The organism is Glutamicibacter sp. 0426 (assembly GCF_001906485.1).
GTDB classification, from domain to species: domain Bacteria; phylum Actinomycetota; class Actinomycetes; order Actinomycetales; family Micrococcaceae; genus Glutamicibacter; species Glutamicibacter nicotianae.
Window position 1 is genome coordinate 1 of record NZ_MPBI01000006.1, and the last position, 19029, is coordinate 19029.

Consider the following 19029-nt stretch of genomic DNA (forward strand, 5'->3'; position numbering starts at 1 on the left):
ATTGTTTCTGTGATTCCTCCTGTGTCCATTGTCGGACACGAGTACTCGCATAGTCACTGGACTACTTTCCGGGGACCCAACCACCCCTACTGACCGCATTCTACGGTCGGCTGGCTGCCGAACGATTGAACGACGAAGGCGAACTTCACGGTTTCTTTTTTGCCATCCCCCGTCTGACTGCCGATGCGACTGAGAAGGCTAAGGCTATCGAGAGCAAGGACAGCCGTTTTCGACTATTGACGGCAAGCAAGATTTTCGACCTTCTTCAGAGTCGAAAGATGATATCGCCCGTCGATCTTGATCTTGTTAGTGATCATGCTCTCGTGATTCACGAAAGCGGGTACTTCTGCGCAGCGTTGCAGATTGATCCGACGACGCGCACGGCATCCCAGGTCCTTGTGAAAGCACGGTCAGGTGGTGTGAACGCAGAAGCTCTCGGTTTACTGCGTGAACACACATATGCGCAGGGGCTACCCGTAGTTGAGATGTCAGGCCAGCAGCCACCTACGCTGCCTTCAGCACCCCATCCTGCACCAATTGTGATTGAAGTCCATGGCTCCCATTCAGACTTTGAGTATCAATTGCCTGCGTCCCCAAAGTACTTCATAGGCCGAAACGTGCCAGTACGGGAACTTGAAAGTCATTTGACGAATCGGGGTGGTCCATTTGTGCTAAACGCTCAGTCAGGCTGGGGAAAGAGTTCGCTCGCTCTAAAGGTGGCCTCGAAGAATTCTGGGTTGGCACTCGTGCTCGACACACGTACTGCGGGAGCACCTTCCTATGTTGCCGCTTCACTGCGACACGCTGCACTGGCTGCCGTCAAAGACGGACTCCTTATCCTTCCGGATGATGCCAGCTGGGCAACGACTAGCGGTGCTCTTCGCTCATTGGAACAAGCAACTTGGACTAAAGCCGCCAATTTGCTGATTATTTTCGACCAGTTTGAAAACGTGTTCTCCGATCCTGCTCTTACAACAGAGTTCAGAGACGCCGCACTGTGGAATGCCGAAAATCCAAATCACGTGACGCTCGGTTTTGCATGGAAGACCGACTATGTCGACTGGATCGAAAACCATCCTTACCGATTGCGGGATCAGATCCGGGGAGCGTCCAAGATAGTAAACCTTGTACCTTTTGGCTCGAGAGAGGTAGAAACGATTCTTCGCCGTTTAGAGGGCGAAGTAGAGATGAAACTTTCACGAGAGCTACGCCAACGTCTTCGTGAGTACAGTCAAGGTCTCCCTTGGCTGCTAAAGAAACTGTCGGGACATGTGATCCGCGAACTGCAGGGCCAGAAAACGCAAGAACAGCTCATCGGTGAAGCTCTAAACGTTCAAGACTTATTTGACTCAGATCTTAGTTCGCTCAGCCCCAAAGAGCGGGAGGCCCTGAGTTTTGTGGCCCGTTTCGCGCCAATTCAAGCTAGTGAAGTTACTGAGAAATTCACTGCTGGCCTCGTGCAATCTTTGCTGAACCAGAGATTAGTAGTCCAGGTAGGCGAGAAACTCGATACTTATTGGGATATCTTTCGCGATTATTTGAACACCGGTCGCGTTCCTATCGAAGATTCATACATTCTGCGTTTGTCGCCTAGATCAGTTGCCCGTTTAGTGTCCGAACTTCTAGCTCATGATGGCAGAGCCACAACGGCTGAAATCCGGGATGCGTGGGATACGACTGACAATGTTGTTTGGAACTCAGCACGTGAGTTGCGCCAATTGGGCCTTGCGGCCAATGAGTCAGGTCAAGTTTCGCTCATACCGGAAGTCGTCGCTGCTAAAGATCCGGAGCATGAATTGCGGCAACGAGTGGCTACCGCTCTCCGTAGACACCGAGCCTTCAGTGAATTCCTTGGGCTGAGCGAGCGTGGACAAGGCCGGGTGGAGTTGGCTTCCCTGGCGAATCGCCTGCGTGAGGCATTTCCAGCTGTCGAAGGTACAAGCAACACATGGGCGACATATGCCCGGACTTTCGCCGCGTGGTTGGAGTATGCCGGATTGGCAGTTGGGCAAGGGAGTGTATATACAGTGGCCCCGGATGGGAGCCCTGGAGTTGGCTCGCTGACCTCCAAGCCGTCATCATTTTTTCGCGGTACTGTGTTCCCGACATCGGCGCCAGGACCCGCACTTAAAATGCTGAGGTCAAGTACTGATAATGAATTAATTGTCGCACAAGATAAGCGAAAGTACTTCGCACAACTTTTGGCGTTGGGAGCTGTAAAGGTTTCTGAAGCGGACAGATCAAAGGCATCTGTGTTACCCGGCCTGGTCGTAGACGGCGAGATTGATTCGACTATGCTCCTTAAACTACTCGAAGGTGTACCTGGTGGTTCAGAGGGTCTTGAAGCTCTACGCGTTAACCCGTCAATTAGGACTCAGGAAATGGGAACAATTTTCGAGAGCGCAAATCAGGCCAATTGGTCACCGTCGACAAAAGATGTCGTAGGCAAATCGTTTTTCGCATGGGCTAGAGCCGCAGGTATAAGTACCAAGAGGCTCTCGCGGAAGAAGTGATCATGATCTGTCATTGACAATGACAGCGAATAAAATTTACTCAGAATAGGGAGTAGAATTTCATATAATCGACGCACGAAGTGTAGTGATCAAGGTCGGTGCACGTCGCAAAGTAGCCAATGGGATCGCCCAAGTGGCGTGAGAGGTCTTCGAATCATGTCTGCGTAGCGTACGGCAGTCTACCTAACAGGGCCTTGCCTCGAGGCGTGCACGGACAGCGATGCTATGGCATGCTTGGAGTTTGTTGAATAGCGCACTCACGCGTTCATGTGATTCGAAGAGATATTGCAGGTCAAAAGCAAATACCGCAACCGAGTTCGGCGACACTACTCCATTCCCCAAGCAGCTGAGGAATTTCGTTACAGTAGAAACTTCAACTTCATTATTCGTGCAGAAGTACGATCCAACAGAGGTAGTTATGCATGTCCGTGTGGACAGCACTTGTTATCCCCAAGCGATTTCTATTGGCAGGATCAAGTCCTGTTTGAGTCACGTCAAATGTTTCGTTGCCGTCACTTCGAGCGAGCAAGCAAAAGGGGTTGTCTGGTCCACGTCGCACGCTTCTGGCTGAGTGAAAACGCTAGTACTTCATGTTCATGATGCGAAAAATTGATTTCAAAAGAAGTGTTGCGTAGGTCACAAACCGTTGGTAATCTCGTAGCTGTCTATGGCGGGCACCCACCTGATGGGTCGCTATCTACCGGGCATGCAACTGATCGATTTCAGGTGACAAGCGCAACCGGAAGCTAGCGCCAAGCAATGCGCTGCGGTGGTCTTGTCCAAAGCATGAGGAGCTGCGCGATGAGCGTTACTACCACTGGCCAAGACTATCTTTCGATGGCCATCGATATTGCCACCACAAATGTCCACAACTCCGGCGGGCCCTTTGGCGCCGTCGTGGTCACACCCGATGGACAGGTCTTCGAAGGGGTCAACCGCGTCACAGCCAACAACGATCCTTCGGCCCACGCCGAGGTGATGGCCATCCGCACCGCGGCCGCTGCGCTAGGGACCTTCGATTTGAGCGGCTGCGTGCTCTACAGCAGCTGCGAACCCTGCCCGATGTGCCTGGCCACCTCGCTGTGGGCCCGCATCGGCAAGGTCTTCTTCGCGGCCAGCCGGCATGATGCGGCCGCGGCCGGATTCGACGACGCGGTGTTCTACGACTACTTCGAGGCGAAATCCAACCGCTCGCTGATGCCGGTGAAGTGCTTCCAGTCCGAAGGCAACGAGCATCTCAAGCCGTTCACGGCCTGGGACGCCCAGGAAACCCGGACCGACTACTAGAAGGCCCGGGACCATGACCACGACAAGCCGATTGCGGGCTGGCCCCAAGGATGCGCCGCGTGGTGCGAACACGCCGCGTCCGGGCACGCCGGGCAGCATCCTGGACAAGTTCTTCAGCATCTCCGGACGCGGATCCACGCTGGCGCGGGAATTGCGCGGCGGGATCGTCACCTTCTTCACGATGGCCTATATCGTGATCCTCAACCCGCTGATCCTCGGCGGATTCAGTGCCGATGCCGCGCCCGTGGACGTGGCAGGCAACTGGCTTCCGGCCGCGCAGGTCGGTGCCATGACCGGGCTGACCGCCGGGGCGATGACCATCCTGTTCGGGCTGGTCGCCAACCTGCCTTTCGGCCTGGCCGCCGGGTTGGGCATCAACTCCTTCCTGGCCGTCTCGGTGGTCCAGGATGTCACCTGGCCCGAGGCCATGGGTCTGGTGGTGATCAACGGCGCGCTGATCGTCCTGTTCGGGATGACCGGGGTGCGTACCGCGATCTTCCGGGCGATCCCCAAGGACCTGAAAGCCGCCATCACGGTGGGGATCGGCCTGTTCATCACCTTCATCGGGTTCGTGGACTCGGGCTTCGTCACCCGCACCGCGGGCGGACCGCCGGTGCAGCTGGGCGATGGCGGGTCGATCGTCTCGCTGCCTACCATGATCTTCGTGGTGGGCCTGCTGATCATGGGCGCGCTGGTGGCCCGCGGAGTGCAGGGCGCGATCCTGATCGGCATCGTGATCTCCACGGCGCTGGCGGTGATTGCCGAATTGGTCTTCAAGATCGGTCCGGCCAGCACCAGCAATCCGCATGGCTGGCACCTGAACATGCCGGTGCTGCAGGGCAATATCGTCTCGTTGCCGGACCTGTCGCTGGCCGGGGACTTCGACCTCTTCGGCTCCTTCAGCCGGATTGGCGCGCTGGCCGCGACCATGCTGGTGTTCACCCTGGTGTTCACGAACTTCTTCGACGCCATGGGCACGATGACCGGCCTGGCGAAGAATGCCGGGCTGGCCCGCAAGGACGGCACCTTCCCACGGCTGAAGGCGGCCTTTGTCGTCGAGGGCCTGGGCGCGGTGGCCGGAGGCATGGGCTCGTCTTCCTCGAATACCGTCTACGTGGATTCGGCTGCCGGCATCGGGGAAGGGGCGCGCACCGGGCTGGCCTCGGTGATCACCGGGGTGCTGTTCCTCGGCTCGATGTTCTTCACGCCGCTGACCTCCGTGGTTCCCATCGAGGTGGCCGCCGCGGCACTGGTTCTGGTGGGCACCTTGATGTGCGCGCAGATCCGCGAGATCAACTTCAAGCGATTCTCCAGCGCCATGCCGGCGTTCCTCACCCTGATCACCATGCCGCTGACCTATTCCATAGCCAACGGCATCGGCGCGGGGTTCATCGCCTGGGTGGTGGTGAATACCGCGGCCGGGCGCCATTCAAAGATCCATCCGCTGCTGTGGGTGGTGGCGCTGGGGTTCCTGGTGTACTTCGCCCGAGGGCCCATCACAGCCCTACTGGCCTGAGCCGATACGGGCTATAGTAAGGATCCATCGAGGTGGGCTGGCTCACTTCGACGGGTTGGATGCATGTAGAAAATCCGAATTCTGGAGGGCAATCATGGGCGGATGCCTCGCCTGGTCCGAGGGCCAGATCGCGCACGGAGACTGATCGCGCCGCAGCATGCGGCGGCACCTTGCCGAGCCTTGAATCCCCGGCAGGGAGCCAGATCCCGACCATCATCCAATTCATACATGGTGCGTCCGGCGATACCCGGGCGCAGGAGGTGTCAGCGGCATGAGCGCCGAGGCAACGCAAGAGACAAAGTGCCTGGTTACCGTCAACGGGACGGTCCGGGAATTCGACGGACCGCCCCATGCCAACGCGCTGGATTTCCTGCGCGGGCAGCGGTTGATCGGATGCAAGGAAGGCTGCGCCGAAGGCGAATGCGGCGCCTGCTCCATCCTGGTCGCCCGCGGCGACGGGGAGGGCAGCAGGTGGACCGCGGTCAACGCCTGCCTGCTGCCGGCCGCCTCGCTTGACGGCCAGGAAGTGATCACCGCCGAGGGGCTGGGCAGCGTCGCGGACCTGCATCCGGTGCAGGCAGAGATGGCCAACCGCGGAGGATCCCAGTGCGGTTATTGCACCCCCGGATTCATCTGCTCCATGGCCGCCGAATACTACCGCGCCGAGCGGACCGCCAATCCCGCAGTCAGCGCGGAGGACGGCGGCGAGCACGAGTGCGGACCCAATGGATTCGATCTGCACGCACTGTCGGGCAATCTCTGCCGCTGCACCGGATACCGCCCGATCCGCGACGCCGCTTATGCGCTGGGCGCGCCCGAGGAAGATGACCCGCTGGCCGCCCGGACACAGCGCAGCGCCCCGCACCCGGTAGCCACCGACATCCTGCGGGCCGACACCCCCACCGGGGAACTCGGCCGTTACCGCCGAGCCACCGACCTGGACCAGGCACTGCAGATCCTGGCCGCCGAACCGCAGACCGTGCTGGTGGCCGGTGCCACCGACTGGGGCGTGGAAGTCAACATCAAGGGTGCTCGCGCCCGTTCGGTGCTGGCCATCGACCGGCTGCCCGAGCTGCGCCAGATCCAGTTCAATGAGCAGTACCTGGAACTCGGTGCAGGCTGCACGCTCAGCGAACTGGAACGGAACCTCGCCGGACGGGTCCCGCTGCTGGGAAAGCTCTTCGGTCAATTCGCCTCCCGGCTGATCCGCAATAGCGCCACCCTGGGCGGGAACCTGGGCACCGGCTCGCCCATCGGCGACACCCCTCCGGCGCTGCTGGCGCTGGACGCCGAACTGGTGCTCTCCAGCATCAGGAGCAACCGGGTAGTGGCGCTCGCCGAGTACTTCACCGGCTACCGGCAGACCGTGCGGGAACCGGGGGAGATGATCACCGCGATCCGCATCCCGCTGCCGCTGGCCGAGCTGACCAGCTTCCAGAAGATCTCCAAGCGTCGCTTCGACGACATCTCATCGGTGGCCGTCGGCTACGCGGTCACGGTGGAAGACAGCGTGATCTCCAAGGCGCGGATCGGGTTGGGCGGCGTGGCAGCCACCCCGCTGCGTGCCAAGGCTACCGAAGAGATGCTGGAAGGAAAGGAGTGGACCCTGGACACCATCCGGGCTGCCGCAAGCATCATGGGCCAAGAAGGAACCCCGATGGATGACCACCGGGCCAGCGCCAGCTACCGCAAGGCGATGCTGGCCTCCTCGCTGGAACGGTTCTACGCCGAGCAGCTGACGCGCTCGGGTGCAGGACAGGAGCAGAACTCATGAGCCAGCTATCCCAACGCCCCGATACCGCAGTGGTCGGCCAGCGCCACCGCCACGAATCCGCCGCCGCGCACGTCACCGGCACCGCGCTGTATACCGATGACCTCGCGCAGCGCCTGGCCGGGGTGCTGCATGCCTACCCGGTGCAGTCCACCTGCGCCCATGCGAGAATCCTGGGCCTGGATGCCAGTGCGGCGCTGGATGTGCCCGGGGTCGTCCGGGTGATTACCGCGGCAGATATTCCCGGAGTCAATGACCAAGGCGCCAAGCATGACGAGCCGCTGCTGCCGGTGGACGAGGTGATGTTCTTCGGACAACCCGTAGCATGGGTCTTGGGCGAAGACCTGGAAGCGGCGAAGGCCGGAGCCAAGGCGGTGAACGTCGACTATGAGCAGCTGGATTCTCTGATCACCATCAAGGAGGCCATCGCGGCCGGCAGCTTCCACGGCATCCAGCCCGAGATCGCCAAGGGGGATCCCGAGGCAGGCTTCGCGCAGTCGGACCATGTCTTCGACGGAGAATTCGAATTCTCCGGACAGGAGCACTTCTACCTGGAAACGCAGAACTCGCTGGCCATGTTGGATGACAGCGGACAGATCATGATCTATTGCTCCACCCAGCATCCCACCGAAACCCAGGACATTGTCTCGCATGTGCTGGGCATCAGCGCCCATGAGGTGACCGTGCAAGTGCTGCGCATGGGTGGCGGATTCGGCGGCAAGGAAATGCAGCCCCACGGCTATGCCGCACTGGCGGCCCTCGGCTCGGTGCTCACCGGGCGTCCGGTGCGGGTGCGGCTGGACCGCACCCTGGACATGACCATGACCGGCAAGCGCCACGGTTTCCATGCCACCTGGAAAATAGGCTTCGACGAGCAGGGCAGGATCCTCGCCCTGCAGGCCCAACTGACAGCTGACGGCGGGTGGAGCCTGGATCTGTCCGAACCGGTGCTGACCCGCGCCATGTGCCATATCGACAATTCCTATTGGATCCCGAACATCAAGGTTTCCGGACGCATCGCCAAATGCCATAAGACCTCGCAAACAGCGTTCCGCGGCTTCGGCGGTCCGCAGGGAATGCTGGTCATGGAAGACATCCTCGGCCGGGTGGCCCCGCAGCTGGGATTGGATCCCAAGGAACTGCGCCGGCGCAACTTCTACACAGAAGGGCAGGACACCCCGTATTACCAGCCGGTGAGGCATCCCGAGCGGCTGGAAGCCGCCTGGAACCAAGTGCTCGACTCGGCAGGCATCGCCGCACGCGAACAACAAATTGCGCAGTTCAACGCCACCCATGAGCACGCCAAAAGGGGATTGGCCTTGACCCCGGTGAAATTCGGAATCTCCTTCAACCTCACCGCCTTCAACCAGGGCGGGGCCCTCGTTCTGGTGTACAAGGACGGTTCGGTACTGGTCAACCACGGCGGTACCGAGATGGGCCAGGGCCTGCACACCAAGATGCTGCAGGTGGCCGCCACCGCGCTGGGCGTGCCGCTGTCCATGGTGCGCAACGCGCCAACGCGCACCGACAAGGTGCCCAACACCTCGGCCACCGCGGCCAGCTCGGGCAGCGACCTGAACGGCGGGGCGGTCAAGGATGCCTGCGAGCAGATCCGGGACCGGCTGGCGCAGGTGGCCGCCGGCATGCTCGGAGTTCCAGCCCAGGACGTCCGCTTCGGCGGCGGCCGGGTCACCGCGCTGGGCAAGGGCGAAACCCTGGAATGGACGGACGTGGTCAAGACCGCGTACTTCCAACGGATCCAGCTCTCAGCTTCCGGTTTCTACCGCACCGAGGGGCTGCATTGGGACCTGTCGCGGATGACCGGCAGCCCGTTCAAGTACTTCGCCTACGGGGTGGCGGCCAGCGAGGTGGAAGTCAGCCGCTTTGACGGCTCCTACGTGCTGCGCCGCGTGGATATCGTCCATGACGTCGGGGACTCCCTGTCGCCGCTGGTGGATCTGGGGCAGATCGAAGGCGGATTCGTGCAGGGCACCGGCTGGCTGACCTTGGAGGACCTGCGCTGGGACACCTCCGATGGGCCGGGCCGGGGTCGGGTCGCCACCCAGGCCGCGAGCACGTACAAGATCCCGAGCTTCTCCGAGATGCCCGAGATCTTCAACGTCAGCCTGCTACAGAAAGCGCATGAGGAAGGCGCGGTCTACGGTTCCAAGGCTGTGGGGGAGCCTCCGCTGATGCTCGCCTTCTCGGTGCGCGAGGCGATCCGGCAGGCAGTGGCCGCATTTGGGCCCGCCGGCCGCTCCGTGCAGCTGGCGTCCCCGGCAACACCGGAAGCGGTGTTCTGGGCGATCGAATCGGTGCGGGAGGGGCAGTAGCCATGCTCTCGTGGATTGAAGCGGTCACCGCGCTGCGCAATGAGCGGCGGCCGGGCGTGCTGGCAACCGTCACCGCGGTGCGCGGGCATGCCCCGCGCGAGCCGGGCGCAAAGATGGTGATCTCCAGCCAGGAAATCTTCGGGACCATTGGCGGGGGCAACCTGGAGATGGCGGTGATGGAACGGGCCCGCCAGATGATCGCCGTGGGCGAGGGCCAGCCGCAGAGCATCAGCATGAAGCTCAGCGACAAGGCTCCAGCCAAGTTCGGCCGCCAATGCTGCGGCGGCGAAGTCACGGTGCTGCTGGAGCCGCTGCCGGTTGTTGCCACGGTGGCGATCTTCGGGGTGGGCAATGTGGGCATGGAATTGGCCCGCATCCTCTCCCGCCATGACCTGGAATTGCATCTGGTGGATTCGCGCCCGGAATTCCTGGAGGAGCTTCCCGTGCTTGAACCCAGCGTGGCGCAGATCCATCCGGCGGTGGCGGTGCTCGGGGAGCAGGTGCTCAGCGCCCTGCCCGACGGTGCCCACGTGCTGATCATGACCCATGATCACGCCGAGGATTTCCACCTGTGCGATGCCGCCCTGCGCCACCCGGGCTTGGGGTCGATCGGGCTGATCGGGTCCAGCGCCAAGTGGGCGCGTTTCCAGAAGAATCTGGGCGCCAGCGGCTTCAGCGATCGGCAGATCGCCGCGATCCAGTGCCCCATCGGGATCGAGCAGGTGCGCGGCAAGCAGCCGGCGGTGATTGCCGTGTCCGTGGCTGCCGAGCTGCTGGCGCGCATCACGGGTGCCGCGAAGCAGCCGGTGCCCGACGCAGAACCCGCGCAGAACCCAGAGCCTGCGCGGAGCGAAGCGAAGATGAGAATAGTCTAATGCGGGGAACAAGGAGCACTGCTGGGGAGTTTAATGATGTGAGAGCGGTGCCCCAGCGCACCGCGCCCGCAAAGCCTAGGAGGCCGATTTCATGTCCATGTTCGACAAGCTGCTGCGCAAGGGCAAGCAAATGGCTGGCCAGTATGTCCGGGAACAGCTCAGCCAGCGCAGCTCCAGCAGCGATCAGCGCGGTTATGATCGCGACCAGCGCGGTTACCAGCAGAACACTTCCGGCTACCAGCAGCCTTACCAGCAGCAGCGCCAGGACTACGGCAACCGCGGCTACAGCAATTCGCAGGCTTCAGCCCCTTCGCGCGAAGACCAGGCGGCGATCGAGAAGTACCGCTACATGCTGCGCACCGCTCCGCCGCAGGATATGGAACGCGCTCATGCCGAAGCCTTCGCCCGGCTGACCCCGCAGCAGCGAGAACTGCTGCACCACGAGCTGAACGAGCAGCTGCCGCCGGCAGAACGCCCGAGGACCCAGGATCCGCGGGACCTGGCCCGCTCGGCAACCCGAGCGGAAATCTCGCGTCCCGGATTCATGGACAAGCTCTTGGGCTCCGGCGGCAAGGGCCGCGGTCTGGGCATGGCTGCCGGGGCGGCCGGCGGCCTGGGCGTTGGCCTGCTCGGCGGCGTGGCAGGCGCGTTCATCGGCACCGCCATTGCCGGGCCGCTGCTTGACGGCTTTGCCGGCATTGGCGAAGAATTCGGTTCCATGGCCGATGGCTTGGGCGAAACCGTGGCCGGTGCCGGGGAACAGCTCGGCGGCCAGGCCGAGGGCATGTTCGGCGACTTCCTCGGCGGCGCTGGCGGGGACTTCGGCGACTTCGAGTTCTAGCCCCAGCACAGCGAAGCCGGCAGCAACTGCACGTTGCTGCCGGCTTTTTCGCGCCTACTGCTCCACGAGCGGAAGGTGCACCAGGGTGCGTTGTCCGTTTTGCACCATGAAACCGCGGCCCGGCGGGAATTCGTGGCGCTTGACCCGCGGGAACGGCACCTTGAACAGCGAGTCCCCGTCGTAGGCGTCGGGCTTGAGCGCGATGCCGTGGCGGTTGGACTTCAGCTCGCCGAGCAGCCCGAAGCTGGAGGAGAACGAGTTGATATCCCCATCGGCAATCAGGAAATGATCCGAGCGGTTGATGGCCTTGAGCAGTTCCTTCATCGGACGCTCCGCATCCGAATCGGCGAACTCGGTGAAGTTCTCCACGACAAACACCATCTTGCCCGGCATGGAATCATCCGAGACCAGATCCAGCATGTCCTTGGCGAACTGCCGGGTCTCGGCCGGGCCCGAAGCGGTGCCATTCCACTGCCGCCAGCCGCGCAGCTCGGCGCGCCGGCCGCCGAGGTGGAAGAACTGGGTGGCCGGGTTGGCGCGTTCCAGCGCGGTGACCATGGCGCGCATCGCGTTGGTCTTCCCGCTCTGCGGCGGGCCGGCGATGACGAAGGTGCCGATGGACTCGAAGCCGCACGGACCCAATGTGGTGTCGGACAGGCCGATGGCCGGCAGCCCGTTGACCGTGTCGGGCAGCGACGCCGCCGCGAATTCCTGGGGCAGGGTTTCGACACCGGCCGCCTGCGGGGCACCGGAAGCCGTGAGCTCCTGCGCCCAGCTGGTGGTCAGCGCGGTTTGCTCGGCCACGTTGGCGGTGCCGCCAAGCACCGCAATCTGCGCCTCGTGGCCCTTGATGATGGCCCGGCCGGGCACGCTGCGCTCATTGAGCACATCCTTGGCCACGCCCAGCACGTTGTACGCCTGCTCGTCGGCCATGCGCAGCACCACGCGCTGGGTGATGTTCGCGCTGATCGCGGTGGGCACCGCGCCGAAGCGGTCAGCGGTGGCCACCACGTGGATGCCCAGCGGGCGGCCCTCGCCGACGATGCGCATGAACACCTGGTAGAACTCGCCGCGGCCGTGGCCCAGTTCCCAGTCGTTGCGGAACTGGCCGAAACCGTCGATCAGCAGGAAGATGCGCGGTTCGGACAGGTTGCCGGTCACCTGGCGGTACTCGCTCAGCGAAGCGGCATTCGCGTCCGCGTACCGGGCCGAACGCTCATCGAGGTGCTCGGCCAGGATGCGGAAGACGCGCTGGATGCGCTCCACATCATCGCCTCCGATCACCGCGCCGAGATGCGGCAGCGGTTCAAGCGAGCGCAGCGAGCTGGTCCCGAAGTCCAGCGCGTACACCGCCGCAGTGCCGGCCGCCGGGTTGGCTCCCGCGGCGATCGCGATGCTGCGCAGCGCCGCGGACTTGCCGGCGCCGGAGGTGCCGTAGACCAGCAGGTGGCCGTCGGTGTCGGGTTCGAACCAGGCGGTTTCCTGGGCCTGGTGCTCGGGGATGTCGGCCAGCGCCAGCGGGATCCGGCTGTCCGAATCCGGGGCGAGCTCGCGCAAATCCACGGTGGCCGAGAGGTCATCGAGCCATGGCCGGCGCGGGGCCGGGATCCCGGCGCCGTTCGAGGCGGCGATGAAGCTGGAGACCAGGCGCTTCTGGTCGTTCGGGCCGTTGTTCTCCTCGATGTCCGGCGAGCCGGATTCGGGCTGCTCCCAGACGCGCGCCCCGCCGAAGCGCAGGTCCTCCACGCGCACTTCGGCGGCTTCGGGCTCGTCGGTGGTCCAGCCGCCGGCGTACCCGGACTGGAAGGGCACCAGCCGGCCCGGGCCGGTCTTGGCGATGCCGCGCCCGGGCAGCGACGGGTCGAATCCGGCGGCGATCGGGTCCTCCACCACGTCGTTCGAGTCCGCGGCATCGGCCATGCGCAACGCCACGCGCAGGTTGGTGTTGGCGCGCAAATTGTCCTTGATCACGCCCGCAGGGCGCTGGGTGGCCAAGATCAGGTGGATGCCCAGGGAGCGGCCGCGCTGGGCGATGTCCACCACGCCGTCCACGAATTCCGGAACCTCTCCGGCCAGGGCGGCGAACTCGTCGACCACCAGCACCAGGGCCGGCGGGGTTTCCGAGTCCTGGCGCTTTTCCAGTTCCAGCAGGTCCTTGGCCTTCTTGCGGTGGAAGAGCTTCTCGCGGTGGTGCAGCTCGGCGCGCAGGCTGGTCAGCGCGCGGCGGACCAGATGCGGGGAGAGGTCGGTGACCAGCCCGACGCAGTGCGGCAGCTCCACGCAGTCGGCGAAGGCGGAGCCGCCCTTGTAGTCCACGAACAGGAAGGTCACCCGGTCGGGGCTGTATTCGGCGGCCATTGCCAGCACCCAGGCCTGCAGGAATTCGGACTTGCCCGAGCCGGTGGTGCCGCCCACCAGGGCGTGCGGGCCCTGGGTGCGCAGATCCAGGCTCATCGCATCCGGGGTGCCCTGGCCGATGAAGGCGCGCAGCGTCCCGGCGCGCTTCAGCCGCGGCCGGGGGCCGGTGGCGGCGCGGTCGATCACCGAGTTGTTCTGCTTCCAGCGTTCGAGCACCGCATCCGGGGATTCAGCCAGGTCCGGGCCGAGGATGCGCAGCAGCGACACCGAATCCGGGATGTCCGAGGAATCCGGGACCAGCGAGCTGGAGTCCACGATCGGGGCCAGGCGGCGGGCGAAGTGCTCGGCATGCTCGCGCGAGACCCCTTCCACCGACACCTTGACCGCTTCCTCGCCGGCACGCACCCAGCCCACGCGGGCATCATCCAGGCCGTCGGTGACGTCCACGAAGGTGCGGCAGGCGGCGGGCAGCGACTGCACGGTGGGGGCCACGAAGATCGTGTAGATGCCCACGGCTGGCCCGCGCTCGATGATCTGCGAAAGCCGGGCGCGGTCCACCGGGGCGTCGTTGGTCACGAAGAGCACCAGTGAAAGGTCCTTGGCGGTGGGCACGCCGGTGGACTGCTCGCCGGCTTCCCTGCCCAGCTCCATGGAGGTGTGCCGGGTGGACAGCGGGCCCAGCCGGTAGGCGGAGGGGTCGTTGCGCCGGGCGATGAGCTCTTCGAGCGCGTTGACCAGCACGGTGCCGGAGGTCTGCGTATCGGCCAGCGCCACCTGGGCCAGCGGGGAGCGCGGGCCGGTGGTGTGCGGCAGCCATTTGAACCATTCAAGGTCCTCGGTCCAGGCCGGGTCGATGATCGCGGCGGTGCACAGGTCATTGGGCGCGTGCAGGCCGAATAGCTGCACCGCCAGCGCGCGCAGCGCATCGGCGGAGTGCAACCGCGGCCCGGCAATGCCGATGGCGCCGGCCGAGGGCAGCAGCTCGATGATCGGCACATCCTCGATCATCCGGTATTGCGCGGTGAGCTCGTCGACCCGTTCCACATATTCCTGCATCCCGGTCCGGTCGGCCAGCTCGGCGACGGTGGTGCGGCTGCGCGCGGTTCCCGAGCCCAGCCGCAGCGAGAGGAAGTTCCAGTGCTCCGGGCGACGGGTCCACAGCAGCGGGCCCAGCGATTCGGCCTGCTCGAAGACGGTCGCGGTGGCCGGGGCCTCGCTGCGCCGGTGCGCGCGTTCGGCTTCCTCCCCGGCCAGCAGGCTATCTTCCAGCGCCTCGAATTGCCGTTCGAAGGTCTCGATTTCCAGGCGCAGCTTGTTGTTGCTCTGGGTGCGCTGGCCGATCAGGTTGCCCAGCATCATCAGCGGCGAGATCAGCACCACGATCAGCGACAGCGCGCGTTGGGTGAGCGAGAAAATTGTCAGGCCCATGATCAGCGGAGCGAAGATCATCGGCCAGGGGAAGAGCTTGGGGCTGGCTTCCTGCGGGATCGCCGGGCGCGGCAGTTCCTCGCCGGGGTAGCGGACCTCCACCCGCGGGGAACGGTTGAAGAGGATCGAGCCGCCCTTCTCATAGACCGGGGAATGGCCGGTGGCGGTCCCGGGCAGCAGCTCGAAGAAGACCTCGGTAGCACCCAGGGTGATCAGCTGGCCGGGGATCACCGCGACGCGCTGGGCCAGCCCGCCATCGACCAGGATGCCGTTGGCGGAGTTCAGGTCCACCAGCTCGATCTTGCTTCCCACCTCGATGCGCGCATGCCGGGTGGAGACCATGCGGTCGTTGAGCACCACGGTGGCCTTCTCCGATCGCCCCACATAGGAGGTGCCGGCGGGCAGCGCGAAGGCCATGCCCGCATCCGGGCCGTTGGCCACGCGCAGCACCGCTGCCGCCGAGCCTCCCGAGACGAAGGCATCGGTGGTCGGCACGACCTCGATGCTGAAGCCCGAACCCAGTTCGGCCTCGGCCAGCGGGGTGTGCGGATCGAGCTGCACCGGTGCGGTGCCAGCGGCGGTGGCCAGCAGCGTGGGATGCTCGGGAACCTGCTCCCCGGCCAGGGCGCGGGCTGCATCTCCCACGGTGGCGGTGGCATCGCAGGTCAACACCACGTCGATGGTGCTGGTGTCCGGTCGCCTGAGTGTGGCCTTGATTTTCACTTCGCGGTCTCCTGGAAGGTAATGCGGAAGGTACGGCTGCCTATCTGGACGACATCCCCGTCATTCAGATGCAGGCGGACATTGGGTGGTGCATTGCGCGGGGCGCGGGAGGCGGCGGTGACCTGCGTGCCGTTGCTGGAACCCAGATCCATGATCCAGGCATTCGCCCCGTCGCAGCCGAAGGCCAGGTGCGTTTTGGACAGCAGCCGTTCCGGGTCCTTCAGCGCGACCAGCAGCTCATTGCCGGACTCTTCCGTGGCCTGGGGCGCACGCCCGATCAGCCCGGATTCCGGAACGGGGAGATAGGACCCGTCGTCAAAGGCGAAGGCCGCGCGGCGGACGGTTCCCGTCTGCGGCGCAGCTGGCGAATGCCAGTCGCTGTTCTGCGCTCCGACGATGCCCGCTGTGGATCGGGGACGCGCGGGCACTGCAGCGTCATCGTATATGTCGTCCTCGGCGGACGTGCCCAGCGATGGCAGATGCTCGGAAATGTCCCGGTCCGGGCGGGAGAGCAGGTATTCGGTGCGGGCCAGCGCCCGCGAGTTGGTCGGATCCAGGCCCTTGCGGATATCAACCACGTAGGTTTGGGCGATCTTGTCCAGCCAGCTGCGGTGGTGGTCCCGGTCGAAGAAGCAGGAGAGCAGCATCAGGAGCGGGCCGATGACCGGGATCAGATGGCTGAGCAGGAAGACGAACGAGGCAAGGAGGATACGGCCGAAACCCGGGGCGGCGAATGGATCCAGCCGGGTGGCGCGCAGGCGCATCGCGGCCTTGCCGGGCGAGGAGCCCTTCCGGCTGTTCATCATGAGCAGGACCACCAGGTAGACCAGCAGCAGCAGTGCGCTGACCCCGGACAGGACCAGCGGGACCGTGGAGTAGTGCCCGGTCACCAGGAAAATGATGTATCCGATGCCTGCGGGCAGCAGCGCTGCCAGCGAAACGGCGTAGTCGATGAGGTAGGACCAGATCCGCAGGCGTGCTTCGGCTGGATGCATTCCGAGCATGGAGGATCTGGCGAGTGCTGCTGCTGAAACTACGTCCATGGGATCTTTCTACTTCAGTTCGATGCCGGCTTGCCACGGGGAGTTCTCCCCATTGAGAGCAGGTCGGCTGCCACACTAGTCTAGTCTGTGGACGAAAAAAGTGGCCCGGCATCCGGGCCAGTCGACAAGTTGAGGAGCATTGTTGTGACTGATTTCAAGGCTAATTATGGCGAAATGGAAGCCATGGCATCGAAGCTTGACACCGGGCGCGAGGACTTGGACGGCGTGCTTGAGCAGCTGCAGTCCGGCGTGGACAAGCTGCTCGGCGAGGACTTCACCACTGAGCACGCTTCGGGCCAGTTCGGCGAAGGCTACAAGGACCTGAACGACGGCTTGAAGACCGCATTCGATGGCATCAACGACATGGCCACCGCGCTGCGCGACATGATGACCCAGATCCAGGACACCGACCGCGGCATGGCCGGCCAGTAGCCGGACGCAATTTTCCGGCTGATGTGGTCGCCTCGTTATTCACGGGGCGACCACATTTCTGATCATGCTGCGTGCATGAGTCGAAGTGGACGTTTGGATTTTAAGGAGTCGTTGCCCCGTGGCCGATGAGATATACCTGGCTCGCCTTGACGAGATCGTGACCAACCTGCACACCGGCATCCAGGAATTCAAGGATGCCTCCGACATCGCCAAGGGCATCGCCGAATCCGTAGGCTCGCCCATGGGAAAATCCGATCTCAAGGATCGCGTCAGGGACTTCGAGAATGACTGGAACAAGAACCGCGGTGAGCTCGTGGATAATCTCACCACCGTTCATGATCATTTGAAGGACATCAAGGAGGGGTTCGAAAAGTGGGACGAGGACACCATGAAAGCTTTCCTGAACTCCGCCGCTGATGATCAACCCAAACCCAAGAAGTAGACGGGAATTGCATCGAGAATGAGCTTGCAGTCACCATATACCCAGATCACCCTCCAGCTCATTGAGGGGGACGCCGGTAGCCTCCTGACAAGCGCACAATCCCTCATAGAATCGGGCGAACGGATGGACGTCTCCGCCAACCGCCTGGAAGCGATCAGCGAGGGAACTGGCGACCTGAAGTCAGACGCGGTGGACAAGGTTCGCGAGGCTGCGGGTGAGGTGTTCCCGGATCTGCGCAAGGCCGCAGACCGCTACCGCCTCACTGGCACGGCGCTCGAGAAGTATGCCAAGAAACTCGATAATGTCCAGAACTCGATGAATGGCGAATCGACCCCGCGGGGCGGCGCGGACTGGTACCCGTCCATGAGCTCCTTGATCAACGCCATCGAAGAAGCCAACCAAACGGCTGAGAACAAGAGGGACGCCGAGGAGACCGCACAAGATTCCGTGGATGATGCCGACGGAGGGCTCTTCGGCATTGGCGAGGGCACCGATGAGGAAAAAGAGCAGGCAGCCAGTGACCTGACCACGGCTACCACGGCGCGTGAGGAGGCCGAATCCAAACTCAACAAGCTCTGGGGCAAGTTCGATGGCCGAGTTTCCTATTGGGAAGACGCCTTCGACGATGCGGTGTCCGATATCGAGAAAGCGTTCGAGATCGCTGACAACCAGGACAAATGGTACGACCACCTGGCTGATGCGCTGAGCATTGCCGGCTTGGTCCTGTTCGTTGTTGCGATTGTGGCGACCGGGCCGTTGGCCCTTGTAGCAGCCGCTCTGGCCTTGGTTGTCGGGATCGCGGCGCTGGGCATCGAGATATACAAAATGGCTATCGGCGACGGCGATTGGACATCATTGATCATCGCGGCAGTCTCGATTATCCCCTTTGGCAAGGCTGGGGGCGCGCTTTTCAAGTTCGCCAAGACGCCAATCAAGTCACTTGTCAACGGCTTTGGCAAAGCCAAGGGGCTACCCAAGGCCATCAAGAACTTGAGCTTCAAGGATTTGAAGGGCTTCGCCATGCCCTTCTCGAAGGCCAAGGGGATCGTGCGCAACTCGGTCGGCGATGCCCTCCCGGTGGCCTACAAGAAGCCGACGGGAAGCACATGGAACAAGGTCAAGACAAGCTTCTCGAATTCTTGGAGTGAGATGGTGCACCCGTACCGGCAGTGGCAAGCCGGCCGGGAATTCATCGAGGGCTACCAGCACAAATTCCAGAACCGCCAGTTCACCGAACGATTCACGGAAAACATACTTGTGGGTTACAAGGACTCGCGGAACTATGTGCTTGCAGATTACATCGTCGAGAATTCGAAAATTGCCGGTCCGGAAGCTATTGAATGGGCCACGAAAGTCCGCGGAGGTCGCGACGAAGCATTGCTCACCGGTACTGTTGATTTCTTGGGTGGCACCTTCTTCACCGTTTACGGAACAGGCCAAACGGCCAAGAACATGACGGTGTAACGT

12 protein-coding genes are annotated in these 19029 nt (G+C 63.1%); 10 read left to right on the plus strand and 2 right to left on the minus strand.

All coding sequences use genetic code 11. From position 1 onward, the window contains the following. The first annotated feature begins 125 nt into the window (after positions 1–125). The 7 genes from BKX98_RS14110 (at position 126) to BKX98_RS14140 (ending at position 11136) form a co-directional block, all read left to right on the plus strand. A complete protein-coding gene (locus BKX98_RS14110) occupies positions 126–2513 on the plus strand; it encodes a hypothetical protein (protein WP_143181139.1) in 2388 nt (795 codons plus the stop codon). 801 nt (positions 2514–3314) lie between these two features. Next, positions 3315–3800 carry a nucleoside deaminase gene (locus tag BKX98_RS14115; RefSeq protein ID WP_073707721.1) on the plus strand — a complete coding sequence of 162 codons (486 nt, stop codon included), beginning with the start codon at positions 3315–3317 and terminating at the stop codon, positions 3798–3800. A 13-nt stretch (positions 3801–3813) separates the two neighbouring features. Next, positions 3814–5316 carry an NCS2 family permease gene (locus BKX98_RS14120; protein WP_073707722.1) on the plus strand — a complete coding sequence of 501 codons (1503 nt, stop codon included), beginning with the start codon at positions 3814–3816 and terminating at the stop codon, positions 5314–5316. Between the two features lie 271 nt (positions 5317–5587). After that, positions 5588–7090, plus strand: coding sequence for a xanthine dehydrogenase small subunit (locus tag BKX98_RS14125; RefSeq protein ID WP_073707723.1), 1503 nt, complete (start codon positions 5588–5590; stop codon positions 7088–7090). Next, positions 7087–9420, plus strand: coding sequence for a xanthine dehydrogenase molybdopterin binding subunit (gene xdhB, locus BKX98_RS14130; protein WP_073707724.1), 2334 nt, complete (start codon positions 7087–7089; stop codon positions 9418–9420). Before BKX98_RS14125 ends, xdhB begins: the two co-directional genes overlap by 4 nt. Positions 9421–9422: 2 nt before the next feature. After that, entirely contained in the window at positions 9423–10295 is an 873-nt protein-coding gene (xdhC, locus tag BKX98_RS14135; protein ID WP_083586938.1) for a xanthine dehydrogenase accessory protein XdhC, read from the plus strand. 91 nt (positions 10296–10386) lie between these two features. Next, complete coding sequence (locus BKX98_RS14140; protein ID WP_073707725.1) at positions 10387–11136, plus strand: hypothetical protein; 750 nt, start codon at positions 10387–10389, stop codon at positions 11134–11136. Positions 11137–11190: 54 nt separating this feature from the next. Here the strand turns inward: BKX98_RS14140 and BKX98_RS14145 are convergent, their stop codons facing one another. Beyond that, positions 11191–15645 carry an FtsK/SpoIIIE domain-containing protein gene (locus BKX98_RS14145; protein WP_073707726.1) on the minus strand — a complete coding sequence of 1485 codons (4455 nt, stop codon included), beginning with the start codon at positions 15643–15645 and terminating at the stop codon, positions 11191–11193. Next, positions 15642–16688, minus strand: a complete 1047-nt coding sequence (locus BKX98_RS14150) for an RDD family protein (RefSeq protein ID WP_083586940.1) — start codon at positions 16686–16688, stop codon at positions 15642–15644. The genes BKX98_RS14145 and BKX98_RS14150 overlap by 4 nt, the downstream gene beginning before the upstream one ends. A gap of 144 nt (positions 16689–16832) precedes the next feature. Here BKX98_RS14150 and BKX98_RS14155 point away from each other — a divergent pair, with 144 nt between their 5' ends. The 3 genes from BKX98_RS14155 to BKX98_RS14165 all read left to right on the plus strand — a co-directional run bounded on the left by BKX98_RS14155 (position 16833) and on the right by BKX98_RS14165 (position 19026). After that, positions 16833–17120 (plus strand): WXG100 family type VII secretion target, encoded by a 288-nt coding sequence (locus tag BKX98_RS14155; protein ID WP_038993214.1) that lies wholly within the window; start codon positions 16833–16835, stop codon positions 17118–17120. Between the two features lie 118 nt (positions 17121–17238). Then, complete coding sequence (locus BKX98_RS14160) at positions 17239–17562, plus strand: hypothetical protein (protein ID WP_073707728.1); 324 nt, start codon at positions 17239–17241, stop codon at positions 17560–17562. 123 nt (positions 17563–17685) lie between these two features. Beyond that, on the plus strand, positions 17686–19026 hold the full coding sequence (locus tag BKX98_RS14165; protein ID WP_073707729.1) for a hypothetical protein: 1341 nt from the start codon (positions 17686–17688) through the stop codon (positions 19024–19026). The last annotated feature ends 3 nt before the right edge of the window (positions 19027–19029 follow it).